The following is a 15017-nucleotide window of genomic DNA, read 5'->3' as shown; positions in this document are numbered from 1 at the left end:
CGTAATCATGAAATAAATACTCTCCTAAATTATCGAAAAGGCTGGACAGGTGTTTCCCTCCAGCCTTTTTAGTGAATTAAATTTAGCTGCAGCCGACTTCCCTGGCTATCACCATTCGTTGAATTTCAGACGTGCCTTCACCAATTTCAAGCAGCTTGGCATCCCTCATATATCTTTCAACATGGTAATCCTTCATATACCCATAACCTCCGTGTATTTGGACAGCCTGATCCGTTACCTCCATGCATATCTCAGAGGCATATAGCTTGCACATGGAAGCTTCTTTTGAAAACCTCTTGCCCTGGTCCTTCAGCCAGGCAGCTTTATAGACCATTGTCCTCGCCAGTTCGATTTTCATTGCCATATCAGCAAGTTTAAACTGTATAGCCTGAAACGATGAAAGGCTCTTGCCAAATTGTTTTCGTTCTTTTGAATACTGAAGCGCCTTATCAAAAGCAGCCTGGGCAATTCCTACTGCCATCGCACCAATCCCAATCCTGCCTCCATCAAGAGTCATCAAGAATTGCTTGAAACCCTCTCCCTTTTTTCCGAGAAGATGTTCTTCCGGAACACGGACATCCTCAAGAACTAATTCAGTTGTATTGGATGAATGAAGTCCCATTTTTTCATAGTTATCAATTACAGCGAATCCTTTTGAATCTGTTGGGACGATTATTGCACTGATTTCCTTTTTATCGCCGCTGCCTCCAGTCACTGCTGTCAGAGCTAAATGTTTGGCATAACTGGCATTCGTTATGAAACATTTACTGCCATTTATCACCCATTCCCCATTTTCAAGCCTGGCAGATGTTCTTGTGCCTCCCGCATCCGAGCCTGCATTTGGCTCGGTTAAACCAAATGCCCCAAATGACTCACCAGTACATATTGGTGTTAGAAACATGCGTTTTTGTTCTTCAGTGCCAAACATATTGATAGGTGCTCCGCCAAGCGAAATATGGGCTGAGTACGTAATGCCCGTTGAACCGCAAGCCCTGCTCAATTCCTCGGTTACAATTGCGAAACTTATCGTATCAGCTCCGCCCCCGCCATATTCCTCAGGAAAAGGAAGGCCCATTATGCCCATGTCTGCAAGCTTCTTAAAAATATCTGCAGGAAATTCCTTTGTACGATCTCTTTCCAGGGCACCCGGAGCTACTTCAGCATCCGCAAACTCCCTTATAGTTTTTCGGATCATTTCTTGTTCCGCAGTCAAATTAAAATCCATATATCCCCCTCCAACAACAATGAATGCGCTTTCTTATCCATTATATGGGCACGTATGAATTTTCTCAACATTTATACTTTTTGAAAAACAAAGGTAGTTTTTATTAATTTTATTTTAAAGCGGATTTGCTTTCCCTCTCTTCATTCAGTAAAATGAATCAAACAGACACAGTTAACTTTTAAAAAGATGGAAGCAAACCTAGGAATGTGCAGCAAAGCATAATGGTTCCTTATGTCATTAAAAACTGCTATGCTAAAATGCTCTTTATTAAATAGCAATATCCTATAACACACCAAAAAATAAAAAGAGCCTGCCTCAATAGGGCAAGCTCATAGTTTGTTTCAATTTTATTCAAGGAAATCCTTTAAACGTTTGCTGCGGCTCGGATGGCGAAGCTTACGTAAAGCTTTTGCTTCGATTTGCCGGATCCGCTCACGGGTGACGCCAAATACCTTTCCGACTTCTTCAAGTGTCCTCGTGCGGCCATCATCAAGGCCAAAACGCAGGCGGAGGACATTTTCCTCCCTGTCGGTCAGCGTATCCAGAACGTCTTCAAGCTGCTCCTTCAAAAGCTCATATGCAGCATGCTCAGATGGAGATGTAGCATCCTGGTCTTCAATGAAGTCACCAAGATGTGAATCATCTTCTTCTCCGATAGGGGTTTCCAGCGATACTGGTTCCTGGGCAATTTTCAAAATTTCCCTAACCTTATCAGGCGTAAGATCCATATCCTCCGCAATTTCCTCCGGAGTTGGTTCGCGCCCAAGATCCTGGAGCAGCTGCCTTTGGACCCTTATCAATTTATTAATGGTTTCTACCATATGGACTGGGATACGGATTGTACGGGCTTGGTCTGCAATCGCACGTGTAATGGCCTGGCGGATCCACCATGTGGCATACGTACTGAATTTAAAGCCCTTACGGTAATCAAATTTCTCAACTGCTTTAATCAAGCCCATGTTGCCTTCCTGGATCAAATCGAGGAACAGCATTCCACGGCCAACATAGCGCTTGGCAATACTGACTACAAGCCTAAGATTGGCTTCAGCGAGACGGCGTTTTGCCTCTTCATCGCCTTTCTCAATCTTGTTGGCCAATTGGATTTCCTCTTCGGCGGTTAACAGGTCGACCCTGCCAATTTCTTTCAGGTACATCCGGACTGGGTCATTGATTTTGACACCCGGGGGGACACTCAAGTCATTCAGGTCAAATTCTTCATCATCCTTGGAAATTTCCTTTAGGCTTGGGCCGTCGTCCTCATCGTCATCACCCTTATTGCCTACAAGTTCAATTCCCTGGTCTGTAAGGGATTCATAAAATTCATCCATTTGTTCAGAATCCATATCAAAATTCGCCATTCTCTCGGCTATATCGTCATATGCAAGATGGCCGGCTTTTTTACCTTGGGCCGTTAACTTGTCTTTCACTTGTTCAATGGTCAATTCGTTATCGACCTCTTGTGACCGTGCTGATTTTTTTTCAGCCATTGGTCCCCCTCCTTAAAATTCATCCTAAACTACTTATAGTGATTTTTGCATTTGAATTATTTCAATTCCAAGCTGGCCAGCCCTGAGATAATCCTTTTGGGCTTCAGCCTCTTTTAGTTGGGCGCGTTTTTCATTTATCTTTAGCATCTTTTGATGTTTCAACACTTGATGGATATAATCATTTAGTTCCTGCTCAGCAAGTTCTTCGTTAAGGGTCATCATTTCTATATCAGCAACAAGCCTCCTCAGCTTTTCATCCCCAATATAATCAAGGAATTCACTTAATATGAACTGTTCCTTTTCCTCGTAATAACCGAAAAGGAAAGTAATGATTGCCTGGTGGTCATCATCATTAAGTGTATTTCCCTCAAGCATATCCTGGATAACATAAGCAGTGTCCCTGCTTCTGAGCATATGGGCGATAAGCCTCCGCTCCGCATTGTAATATGCTGGTTTCAGTCCGGTAATATGCCTGTATACTTGCTTACGTGCTACAGGTGCAGGTTCGGTAACCTGATTCGTGCTTTTTGGGGAGCTTGCTGCCATTTGCTGTTTCAATGCGTCTAAGGACAGTGAAAATTCACTCGAAAGCTGCCTCAGGTAATGGTCTTTTTCAATCGCCATAGGCAGCCTGCTTATTTCGCTTACTATCTTTTCGATATAAGCCAGCCTATCTCCTTCATTCTGAAGATTTTTTCCCCTTCTAAAATAAAGAAATTTGAAAGACATCCACGTATGGCTGGACTCAATTATTTCATGACGGAATCTTTCTGATCCAAACTTCTTGATGTAGTCATCCGGATCAAGCCCGTCTGGCATCATAGCTACCTTTATTTCAATACCAGCTTTAGCTAGCATGTTCCCAGAACGATAGGCTGCTTCAATTCCTGCGTTGTCTGAATCGTAACAGATTGTAACCGCCTGTGTATTGCGCCTGATGATGGCAATATGCTCATCAGTAAGTGATGTACCCATCGTGGCAATACCATTTTCAACACCAGCACGGTCGGCCGAGATTACATCTGCAAACCCCTCGAATAGGACAGCCTGGTGATGCCGGCGAATAACCGGCTTGGCATGATTGAAATTATATAGCGTTTTACTTTTATTAAAGATAGCCGTTTCAGGACTATTCAAGTACTTCGGCTTTTCATCTCCTAATGCCCTGCCTGAAAAAGCAATCGTCTTTCCATTATGATCAAGTATTGGAAACATAATCCTGTTCCTGAAACGGTCCAGGTATGTACCATCGCGCTCCCGTCTGACCAGAAGTCCTGCCTTTTCCATTATCTCCGGCTTAAAGCCTCTTTTTTGGAGATAGGTTGCGGTAAATTCCCATGAATCCATCGAATAACCTATTTGGAACTTATCAATTGATTCCCTGGTGAACCCGCGGTCCAGTAGATACTCAAGGGGCTCTTGACCCTCTTTTGTGTTTACAAGTAAATGATGATAGAATTTCCTTAAAAGTTCATGCGCATCAAAATATGGCTGCAACTCTGCATTTCTTTTGGGATCGCCGCCCGGAGTTTGGGAAATCTCCAGTTCAATCCCTGACCGCTCTGCAATCTTTAAGGCAGCTTCACTAAATGAGGCACCTTCAAGTTCCATTAAAAATGAAAAAACATTCCCGCCCGCTCCGCAGCCAAAACAATAGAAAATCTGTTTGTCGGGAGAGACAGAAAATGATGGTGAATTTTCCCCGTGGAATGGGCAAAGACCGAAATAATTCCTACCTTGCTTTTTCAGTTGCACATAATCGCTGATCACATCAACAATATCAACAGATTGCCTAATCTGATTGATTTTTTCTTCAGGTATGCGCTCTGCCATACGAACAACTCCAGTTATGTTTCTCTATAAAACGGGAATTCGCGGCCTGTCATCATTGAGAGCAGCTTCACATATTCCCTTAAGAACCGTTCCCGGTCTTCCGGCAAAAAAGGCGATGGACCTTTTCCATAATCCCCCCTCGCCCGGGCTTTTGCCTTTAAAAAGCGTATATCGAGCGCGGTTTGAATAGTATTATCCTCAAATACGATTCCCCTGGGCGACAGGACATAAACCCCTTTTGGAAGGAGTGTCGAAGCAAGCCCTATATCCTGGGTAACTGCACCATCACCCTTTTTGGTGTGGTTCATGATGTAGAGGTCTGCCGCTTCCCGGCTTGAATCAACGTATCTCCAATCCCAGTCCATATATTCCGGTTTACTGGTGGCATGCGCATAGGAGGCTACATAAATGGTCTTTACAGAAAAATCGGACGCCAATTGTGCGATTTCCTCTTTGACAGGGCACGAATCCGCATCCACAAAAATTCTAGGTCCATTGTTTTCCTTAGTATTAATTCTACATCCCCCCACAAATTCCTTCTTTTCTAACTAAGTTTTCGGAGATTGTGTCGAATTTTTTACTATAGGTTTCCTTGACATCTGACAATAAATAGTTTATTCGTTAAGATGCAAGTCTAAACCTGAAATGGTTATTTTTATCACAATTTTTTATTATAGAACATAAATAGCTTTTTTGCTAACATTTTATCTTACAAAATAATATTTATAAAACTGAAACAATATAGGTTAAATTTAAGTTTTTCTATAATCTCCGCTCCACAAAGGGAAGCATCTTGAATCAACATCGCAGAGACAGGCGCATTTTGCCTGTCACGAGGCACTTTGCTTTCCACGGGCGGCCTGGGAGCCTGTCTAGCTGCGGCTCCTAGCTCCTCGAGGTCGCTTCGGTCCCTCAGCTGAAGTCAAAGAGCGACTTCTGCTTCAGGCCCTCCAGCGCTTGTCGGAGCTGGGCAGTCGCCTTCGCTTTCCTTTCTCCTCGTCGCTTTGCTCCTGTGGGGTCTCCCACTGACATTTTCTCCCGTAGGACGTTGGGTAAGCTCCATAGGATAGCATCGCAGGAGAAAATGCGGTTTTTGCATTTTCGAACGAGTCTTCGTGCCTTCCGCTTCAATCAATAAAAAGCCACCATTGGAAATCTTTTAGTTTAAGCTATTAAGCCGTTATGACCAGGTTTTTTCACATCGCAAATGAAAGCGCAGAAACCCACAAGTTGCTTAACATCACAACCTCAAAGTATTCGGTAGAACATACCGCTAGTTTCTTCAGGTTTTTGTCCTTCGCGGTCATCAATCCCTATTTGTGACTTAGCAAGCTTTCATTCAGCAAGAGAGAAAGGCAAAACACATGTCCATCTGGGCATGTGTTTTTTTGGGTGCTGTGTATTTTATATTGTTAACTTATAATCATACTATAACTAACCGTTCAGGAATTGCGGATTTTTCTTAATATGACGTTGGCAGTTTCCTCTACAGCTTTATTGGTTACTTCGATAACCGGACAGCCAATCTTGGCGACTACTTTGTCAAAGAAGTCCAATTCCTCTTTTATCCTTGCTATATTTGCATAGCTCGCATTATCATTTAAACCGAGCGAAATGAGCCGTTCTTTTCGTATATTATTCAGTTTTTCAGAACTGATTTTTAAGCCGAAGCACTTCTCAGGCGGAACACGGTATAATTCTTCAGGTGGATCAACTTCTGGGACAAGCGGCACATTGGCTACCTTAAGCCTTTTATGGGCCAAGTATTGCGAAAGCGGTGTTTTAGATGTTCTTGACACGCCTATTAGAACAATGTCGGCTTTCATCAAACCCCTTGGGTCGCGGCCGTCATCATATTTAACTGCGAATTCAATTGCTTCGATTTTTTTAAAATAATCTTCATCCAGCTTTCTGACCAAGCCTGGCTCATAACGTGGGGTTATTCCACTTAATTGGCTGATTTGATCCATCAAAGGACCTAAAAGATCGACTGCAAAAAGGCCCTCTTCTTCAGTCTTCTCTTTCATATATGTCCTCATATCAGGCTTTACTAAAGTAAAAGCAATCATGCCTCTATCATAAGCTGCTAGTGAGACAACTTCATCAATATGGCTTTTATCTTCTACATACGGAAAGCGTTTTAGCTTCATATCGTTTCCGTTGAACTGTGTAATCGCAGCTTTTGTCACAAGCTCTGCTGTTTCCCCAACTGAATCGGATACTACATAAATGACTGGTTGCTCCATGGCTGATCCATTCCCCTCTACTCAATCTTCAGTCCTTGCCTCCGAGCGAAACAAACACCCTTGTTATGCTCGTTTTCGTAATCCTTCCAATCACTTCAAATCCTTGTTCCACTTCCCTCACAACAGGAAGAGAATCGATTTGCCTGTCAATTAATTGTTTAGCCACATCGATCAGGAGGTCCTCCTTGCGGCACACAGCGATATTTGGCATTCGGGTCATAATAATATTCACCGGCAAGGAGGAAAGCTCCTGATTGCCAAGGCTCGCCCGCAGTAAATCCTTTCTGGATAAAACACCTACGAGAATAGACTGGTTATCGACAACAAAAAGCGTACCTACATCTTCAAGGAACATTGTAACAATTGCATCATAGACTGAAACACTTTCATTTATCACAACAGGCCTGGATTGGTAATCACCTACCAGGATTTTTTGGAGTTTTTCAGATAACAGTTCATCTCCCGATTTCCCCGTATAAAAATATCCGACACGGGGCCTAGCATCAAGAAACCCGGCCATCGTTAATATCGCTAAGTCCGGCCTGAGCGTTGCTCTAGTCAAGTTCAGCCTTTCCGCAATATGTTCACCTGTTATGGGGCCGTTTTCTTTCACAATCTGCAAAATTTTGTCCTGCCTTTTATTCAGTTCTATGTTCTTTCACCACCATTCTCTAATCAAACCATCAATCTAAAATTGAATTCTTTCCTGAAGGAAACCAGCCAACTCGGAAATCGGTACTCGAGTTTGAACCATTGTATCACGATCTCGGACCGTTACTTGTTGATCTTCTGCAGTATCGAAATCCACTGTGATGCAATATGGCGTACCTATTTCATCATGGCGTCGATATCGTTTCCCGATGGAACCTGCCTCGTCAAAATCAACCATGAAGTCCTTGGCCAGGTTTGCAAAGATTTCACGAGCCGGCTCAGAAAGCTTCTTCGATAATGGGAGAATCGCTGCCTTGAATGGTGCAATAGCAGGATGGAGATGCATGACAGTTCTCGATGTGCCGTCTTCAAGCTGTTCCTCCTCATAAGCATCAATCAAATAAGCAAGCGTTACCCGGTCAGCGCCAAGGGATGGCTCGATACAATATGGGACAAACTTTTCATTGGTTTCAGTGTCAAGATAATGGAAATCCTCACCAGAAAATTGCATGTGCTGTTTTAAATCGTAATCGGTACGTGAAGCAACACCCCAAAGTTCACCCCATCCAAATGGAAACTTATATTCAAAGTCTGTAGTTGCGTTGCTATAATGGGAAAGCTCATCTTCAGAATGGTCGCGCAGCCTTAGATTATTTTCTTTGATGCCAAGAGAAATAAGCCATTTCTCTGCAAAATCCTTCCAATATGAAAACCATTCAAGTTCTGTTCCTGGCTTGCAGAAGAACTCAAGCTCCATTTGTTCAAATTCCCGTGTACGGAATGTGAAGTTACCAGGGGTAATTTCATTCCTGAAGCTTTTGCCTATTTGGGCGATGCCAAATGGCAACTTTTTTCTCATCGTCCGTTGGATGTTCTTAAAGTTCACAAAAATACCTTGAGCCGTTTCCGGGCGCAGGAAAATTTCATTCGTACTTGTTTCCGTTACACCCTGGAAGGTCTTGAACATCAAATTAAATTGGCGGATGCCCGTGAATTCCTTACTGCCACAATCAGGGCATGCTATGTCATGTTCCTTAATTAACTCTTCCATTTTTTCAAAAGGAAGGCCATCTACGATAAGTTCAATACCCTTTTGATCCAGGGCGTTTTCAATCAATTTATCTGCGCGGTGTCTTGCTTTGCAGTTTTTACAATCAATCATAGGATCATTAAAATTGCCGATATGACCTGAAGCTTCCCATGTGCGCGGATTCATTAAAATTGCAGCGTCTACGCCAACATTATACGGTGATTCCTGAACAAACTTTTTCCACCATGCTTTTTTAATATTGTTCTTTAGCTCCACTCCCAGTGGCCCATAGTCCCAAGTGTTTGCAAGACCGCCATAAATTTCAGAACCCGGGAAGACGAAGCCTCTATGCTTCGCATGTGATACGATTTGTTCCATTGTAACTGTCATTCTTCATTTCTCCTTTTTATTTAATAAGGTTGTGCGTGTTAGGAAAGGCTGGAAATTCCAGCAGAAAAATAAAAACTCCCGACTCTATGCCTAATCGGCATAGGGACGAGAGTTACCCGCGGTTCCACCCTATTTGCTGCTAATTCACAGCCACTTTCTAATTCAGGCCGCTCAGGACTGCCTTTCCCTGTGTTTACTGCCACCCGGCTTTCACCACCCCGGGCTCGCTTTTCGCAGAAAGTAACAGGTACTTCTTTCCTTCAATGCGGTTATATAATTGGTTCTTAAAAAAATAGTAGCGAAAAAGAAAGACAATGTCAACCAATGGTTAAAGCATGCCGCGAAAGCTGTCCATTGAATTCAGGAACTTTTTTGACTTAAGGTTTAAACCGGAATATTCCTCATAATAAGCAGAAATCAGTTTCTTTAATTCATCTTTCGTTTCCTGCTTTACCGAGATATTCCCAAGCCGCGACAGATCAAAATGATAAAAAAGGCGAAGCAGCTTTGCGGCAGCCTGAGAAATTTTATAGTGGTACGGATCCTTCTCAAGGCAGCGGTGGCAAATAAACCCGCCTTCTCTGATGGAAAAAGAAAAATGCCCGTCAGTGCTTCCACAAACGGAACATTGATCAAGTACCGGATAAAGGCCCAATACATTTAAGATCTTCATCTCATAAATCATTGTAATCACTTCAGGGTCATATCCTTCGTCAAAGCAAATGAGCGTCTGCAGGAGAAGCTCATAAAGATAAGGATTCGCCTTGCTGTCATCGGTCGCCTTATCAGTTAATTCGGAAACATAGCTCGCATATGCAGTCAGGAAAATATCCCCGCGTATTGACCTCATAGAGGAAATCATTTCACCTTGCTGCAAAGTGCCAAGACCGCTTCCTTTTTGGACAAGGAAGTAGCCATGCGTCAATAATTGAGTAATGGCGGAAAGCCGGCTGTTAGGCTTTTTGGCTCCCCGCGCCATTACTCCAATCTTTCCTCGTTCTCTGGTATACAATGTAACAACCTTGTTTGTTTCAGCATAATCGGTTGTCCGTATGATGATGCCTTCACATTTTTCGAGCATCTCAGTCACCATCCAGGTTTTGGACAAACTTATGAAACAGGAAAATCGACTTGCGCTAGCTCATCATCCAGATTACCGGGAATTTCTGTTTTGTCCTTCTCCATTTCCTTGAAGAGAAGATATGTGTCAATATTACCTGTCTGACTAAAGACTTTCCAGGTAAAATCCAACATCGAAAACCCCATCCTTTCTTAATATAGACTAGCTCGTTACTTCATTCCTGATTTACATTTATCATAGCCTGCCATCCAAAAATAATTAGACGAAAATATTGTTAAACATGAACATGCATAAACCTGCAAAAACGGTAATAGTCTGGTAAAGTGGGCCTAATACTCATCTTCGCGGAATCCATAATCCCGGAGCTGGGTCATTTTATTGCGCCAGTCCTTCTGAACTTTAACCCATAATTCAAGAAAGACTTTAGATCCCAACAGGTTTTCAATATCCACTCTGGCCCTTTTGCCGATTTCCTTCAGCATGCCACCCTGCTTACCAATGATAATTCCTTTTTGGGAATCCCTTTCGACTATGATTGTAGCCATAACATGGACCATGTCTTTATTAGGGTCCCGTTCCATTTTTTCAATTACTACTGCAAGCGAGTGAGGCACTTCTTCACGGGTTAGATGAAGAGCCTTTTCCCGGATCAATTCGGAAACGATAAACCTTTCGGGATGATCCGTGACCTGATCGGCCGGATAAAATTGCGGCCCCTCAGGCACATACTCCTTGATTTGCTGCAGCAATCGGTCAACGTTATTGCCTTCAAGTGCCGAAATTGGGACAATTTCCTTAAATGGGTGCCTTTCCTTATAGCTATCAATTATTTTCAACAACTGATCAGGATGCACCTTGTCAATTTTATTTATGATTAGGAATATCGGAGTCTTTATGGTTTGGAATTTTTCAAGGATAAATTCTTCCCCTCTGCCAAACCCTTCTTCCGCACTGACCATAAATAAGACCAGGTCCACTTCCTTCAATGTATTCTGGGCTACCTTCATCATAAAATCGCCCAATTTGTGCTTCGGTTTATGGATCCCTGGTGTATCAATGAAAATAAGCTGTGCATCCTCCTGCGTCAATACACCCTGAACCTTATTTCTTGTAGTCTGTGGCTTATCGCTCATTATGGCAATTTTTTGGCCAATGACCCTATTCAAAAATGTTGATTTTCCAACATTTGGCCTCCCGATAATCGAGATAAAACCTGACTTAAATCCTTTTCCTTCTCCGCTAGCGTTTATCATTCCTACAAATCCTCCGGTACATGACACCTGAAACGATGTCTCCTGGTTGTTTTATTCCTCGTTTAAAGTTGAGTAAAACCACTTTCCTGGCCTAAAGCAGATAGTCCACTAAAAAGGTTTTTAAACGTACTTCTATTTTACCCTAAAAAAACAAACGTTTCACCCTTTGCAAACAAATCGTAATATAAAAATTTCGAATTTTCACAAAATGATAGCGATAAACTATCTTTCAGGTCATTGTAGCGTATTGGTGTTCCGTTTTCAAATCACTGAACAAAAGCGCAAGTGCCTTGGTCATCGCCGTACAAAATGGAGGGACTTCGACTGAGATAAAATAAACCTTCCATCAGCGTTTTTTGCTGGATGGTTAGGTGAATGAATCGGACCTTTAGCGACAGTTGCCTACGAAGGAGGCCTACTGTCCTTTAAGGTGGGGTAAAGGAATCACGAAGAGCGATAGCGCATTCGTGCATGACTTATCGTAGGGAGGAGGCCTGAAGTTTGCGCACGCGTCCAGTGAGCTATCGCGTAATTTCGTGCGATCCATTTTCGGGGAAGCTTTCCTTGTGGAGCTAGACGTAGATACGCTCAGTAAAAAAAGTTATCCTCAATTGAAATTTATAATTTCCTTAAATATAAAAACCGGGCACAGCCCGGCTTATATAAACCATTTCATCACTTTTGGGATAAAGATAATCAACCCTATCAGGACAGATAAAACCGCATAAATTAAAACTGCCCCTGCGGCAATATCCTTCGCCTGTTTGGCAAGTGGATGAAAATCCTTCGTAACCAAATCCACAGTCCGTTCAATGGCTGTGTTTACTAATTCAAGTGATAGCATGCCGCCAATTGCCATAAGGACAAAAAGCCATTCCATCCTCGAAATGGAGGTTGCAATTGAAAGAATCACCACAATGATTGAAATTGAAATATGGATTTGGATATTTCCTTCCTTCCTGACAGCACCTGCAATTCCTGAAAATGCATATCCAAAGGACTTTATCATCCTGGCTGGACGAAAACGGTTATTCCCTTGCAAGCCCGAATTCATCAAGGATTTCCTTCTGAAGGGAAAACATTTCTGTTTCCTCCTCCTTCGTTTCATGATCATATCCAAGAAGATGGAGGAAGCCATGGACGGCCAGGAACCCGAGCTCCCTCGCAAAAGAGTGTCCGTATTCGGCGGCCTGCTCTTCCGCCCGTTCAATTGAAATAATAATATCACCAAGTACTCGGGGCATATCAGCACCACTAATCTCTATTTCACCTTCCCCTGGTTCCTCCATTGGAAACGAAATGACATCTGTCGGTGCATCCTTATGCCTGTATTCCAGATTAATTTCATGAATACGAGCATTATTTACAAACGTGACCGACACTTCACTGCTTTCTTCTACCTTCATCTTACGCGCAGTAAATTGAAGCAAGAGTTCAACCTGGGAAATACTCTCTTCCGCGACCTCATTTGTTTCATCCAAAAAATCTATAATCATACTCATGCCTGCCTCACATTTTGTTTTGTCGTTTCGGTAGGATACTCAATCCTCCGATGGAAAAAACCCTTTAGCGTCTCACAAAGTATGTGAGAGACAAGGTTCACTTCCTTAAGCGTTAAATCACATTCGTTCAGCTGCCCGTCCTGGAGCCTGTCCGAAACAATTGAATGGACAATCGATTCAATTTGCTCTGTTGTGGGTTGGCCGGTTGAACGGACAGCGGCTTCAACACTATCTGCAATCCCGATGATTGCGGCTTCTTTCGTTTGTGGTTTAGGGCCAGGGTACCTATACTCTGACTCATCAACAGCCCCGGCTTGTACTGCTTTATGATAAAAATATTTGATTAGCGACGTTCCATGATGCTGCTCAGCGATATCAACAATTTCCCTTGGCATTTTGTGCTTCCTTAGCATCGCAGCACCGTCCGTAGCATGGGCAATAATAATTTGCGCACTTTTCTCGGGAGTTAGTCTATCATGCGGATTTTCTCTATTCATCTGATTTTCAATGAAAAATAACGGTCTTTTTGTTTTTCCAATATCATGATAGTAACATCCTACTCTTGCAAGAAGTCCGTTGGCCCCAATTGCTTCACATGCAGCCTCAGACAAGTTGGCAACCATAACGCTATGATGATACGTGCCTGGTGCTTCTGTTAATATCTTCCTTAGGAGCGGATGATTTGGGTTGGACAATTCAATTAACTTCATCGTAGAAAGAATTCCAAAGCTTGTTTCGAAGAATGGCAATAATCCCATAGCCAGAATAGCAGCCAATAAGCCCGAAACAATGCCAAACAGGACGAACATCCCATACTCAAGTCCGCTATACTGCGCGTTTCTGAGCAGTACTAGTGAAAAAATCATACCCAAGTTTACTGCCGATACCAACATCCCAGCCGTCATGATTTTTGATCTGTCATGATGGTCCTTTAAAATGAGAGTAGCCGCGAGGCCACCAACTAATATATAAATTCCCGCGGACATATTGAGCGCTCCTGCCATTTCCTCATTGAAAATAATGCTTCCACAAATACTTTGGATTATGGCCATCATCCAGGCAAGCTTTTCATCTATAAGAATACTTATAATGATTCCTGCCATTGCCGCCGGAAATAAATAAAACGTCCCATCATGATTGAATACCTGGAACAAGCTGACGATTTTCATAATAATGATTGAAAAAGAAAATATCATCCCGAACAAAAGCAGGTTGGTTTGCCTTTTATCTGCTGAATCTTTTTGCTGTGAAAAATAATAATAAATTGAACCGAGGATAATGATAATCAACAGAACAAGCCCAATGAACGGACGTGCTGAATTTTCGCTATCAAGCAAGCCAACGAGCTTTAGCTGCCGGTAAATCTCACGGTTGACGAGATCTCCTTCGCTAACTATGATTTGGCCTTCGAGAATCTTGACAGGCTCCACAGCCTCTGCCGTTTGCCTTCTTGCCTCTTCTGTAGCCTGAGGATCAAAAAATTCATTTTGTATTACCGCGAACCTTCCCAATTGAATGGAAGCCCGTTTCAGTCCGGCATCCAGAGTTGAGAAGTTCAATTCTTCCTCGACTTTTTTCTTCGCATTCTCGACTTCATCTGCCGGTATTGGTTGTTCCATGGCATTATTGATTGCAGTCATAGTCAGGTCTTTTGCTATTGAAAGCTGCCCATTGTTAGCTGAAACGAGACCGGTGAACACCTCTTCAGGCAAGTCTTCAACCACGGATTGCGTCAGCTTTTCCTTTAACATTTTTACTTTTTCAGAAACAGTAGGTTCCTTAGGGGGAGGAGTAGGCTCTTCTTTTGGATTGTTCTCTTGTTCTTCTTTTAAATCCTGCTGAATTTCAGTATTTAATTCTATTGCGGAATCAAAAATTGAAGCAACTAGGTCCACTTGATTTTTGGCATACTCGGTTTTGACAGTGTAAATTCCCTGAACCCGGTCAAGCTCTTCCTGACGTTTTCGTTCAGTGCTTTCCTTATCCTCAACAGTGACAGGGGATACAACAGTTCTATCTGCGACATCAAAAAGGTTAATGCTCAATTGATCGGGCTTGACGTTGTTGTATAAGGAAACGAACAGGATGATTCCGAGCAATGAAAAAAACAAGACCCGGAAGAAAGCAAGGTCAAGCAGCCGCTTCACCTTTTGGAATTGTTTTTGCAGCAAGTCCATTGTGCGTTCCCCCTCCCAACCAACTGGATAATTTCATCATTTTATAAAAAACCAAATGTCTTTTTAAAAATCATACCAGTTTTTACAGGAAGTTTCACTTAAATTAAAAGATTTGCAAATTTGCTTTTCCCTGAATGTTCAT

General features: G+C 42.6%; 13 protein-coding genes and 1 other annotated feature. All 13 genes read right to left on the bottom strand.

Annotation, left to right across the window (positions count from 1 at the left end; genetic code table 11):
- Positions 1-82: 82 nt before the first annotated feature.
- Positions 83-1225, bottom strand: coding sequence for an acyl-CoA dehydrogenase family protein (locus AM500_RS09045; RefSeq protein WP_053598919.1), 1143 nt, complete (start codon positions 1223-1225; stop codon positions 83-85).
- A 347-nt stretch (positions 1226-1572) separates the two neighbouring features.
- On the bottom strand, positions 1573-2712 hold the full coding sequence (rpoD, locus tag AM500_RS09040) for an RNA polymerase sigma factor RpoD (RefSeq protein ID WP_043933909.1): 1140 nt from the start codon (positions 2710-2712) through the stop codon (positions 1573-1575).
- A 33-nt stretch (positions 2713-2745) separates the two neighbouring features.
- Positions 2746-4545, bottom strand: coding sequence for a DNA primase (gene dnaG, locus AM500_RS09035; RefSeq protein WP_053598918.1), 1800 nt, complete (start codon positions 4543-4545; stop codon positions 2746-2748).
- Between the two features lie 14 nt (positions 4546-4559).
- Positions 4560-5075: a YaiI/YqxD family protein gene (locus AM500_RS09030; protein ID WP_053598917.1), complete on the bottom strand. Its 516-nt coding sequence runs from the start codon at positions 5073-5075 to the stop codon at positions 4560-4562.
- A gap of 912 nt (positions 5076-5987) precedes the next feature.
- On the bottom strand, positions 5988-6791 hold the full coding sequence (locus tag AM500_RS09020) for a pyruvate, water dikinase regulatory protein (RefSeq protein ID WP_053598915.1): 804 nt from the start codon (positions 6789-6791) through the stop codon (positions 5988-5990).
- A gap of 28 nt (positions 6792-6819) precedes the next feature.
- Positions 6820-7443: a transcriptional regulator CcpN gene (locus AM500_RS09015; protein ID WP_082347181.1), complete on the bottom strand. Its 624-nt coding sequence runs from the start codon at positions 7441-7443 to the stop codon at positions 6820-6822.
- 36 nt (positions 7444-7479) lie between these two features.
- On the bottom strand, positions 7480-8862 hold the full coding sequence (locus tag AM500_RS09010; RefSeq protein ID WP_053598913.1) for a glycine--tRNA ligase: 1383 nt from the start codon (positions 8860-8862) through the stop codon (positions 7480-7482).
- 98 nt (positions 8863-8960) lie between these two features.
- Positions 8961-9135 (bottom strand) — a binding site (T-box leader).
- A 55-nt stretch (positions 9136-9190) separates the two neighbouring features.
- Complete coding sequence (gene recO, locus AM500_RS09005) at positions 9191-9943, bottom strand: DNA repair protein RecO (protein ID WP_053598912.1); 753 nt, start codon at positions 9941-9943, stop codon at positions 9191-9193.
- 29 nt (positions 9944-9972) lie between these two features.
- Entirely contained in the window at positions 9973-10116 is a 144-nt protein-coding gene (locus AM500_RS24940) for a YqzL family protein (protein ID WP_082347180.1), read from the bottom strand.
- Between the two features lie 156 nt (positions 10117-10272).
- The gene (era, locus tag AM500_RS09000; protein WP_156319780.1) at positions 10273-11196 is read right to left on the bottom strand and encodes a GTPase Era; all 924 of its coding nucleotides are present in this window, start codon (positions 11194-11196) and stop codon (positions 10273-10275) included.
- Between the two features lie 658 nt (positions 11197-11854).
- Positions 11855-12250: a diacylglycerol kinase family protein gene (locus AM500_RS08995; RefSeq protein ID WP_053598911.1), complete on the bottom strand. Its 396-nt coding sequence runs from the start codon at positions 12248-12250 to the stop codon at positions 11855-11857.
- A complete protein-coding gene (ybeY, locus tag AM500_RS08990; protein ID WP_053598910.1) occupies positions 12225-12698 on the bottom strand; it encodes an rRNA maturation RNase YbeY in 474 nt (157 codons plus the stop codon). Before ybeY ends, AM500_RS08995 begins: the two co-directional genes overlap by 26 nt.
- The gene (locus AM500_RS08985; RefSeq protein WP_053598909.1) at positions 12695-14875 is read right to left on the bottom strand and encodes an HD family phosphohydrolase; all 2181 of its coding nucleotides are present in this window, start codon (positions 14873-14875) and stop codon (positions 12695-12697) included. Before AM500_RS08985 ends, ybeY begins: the two co-directional genes overlap by 4 nt.
- Positions 14876-15017 lie beyond the last annotated feature (142 nt).

This window comes from Bacillus sp. FJAT-18017, assembly GCF_001278805.1.
Classification (GTDB): Bacteria; Bacillota; Bacilli; order Bacillales; family Cytobacillaceae; genus Bacillus_D.
The sequence above is the reverse complement of the archived record's forward strand: the minus strand, read 5'-3'. Positions and strand labels throughout refer to the sequence as shown.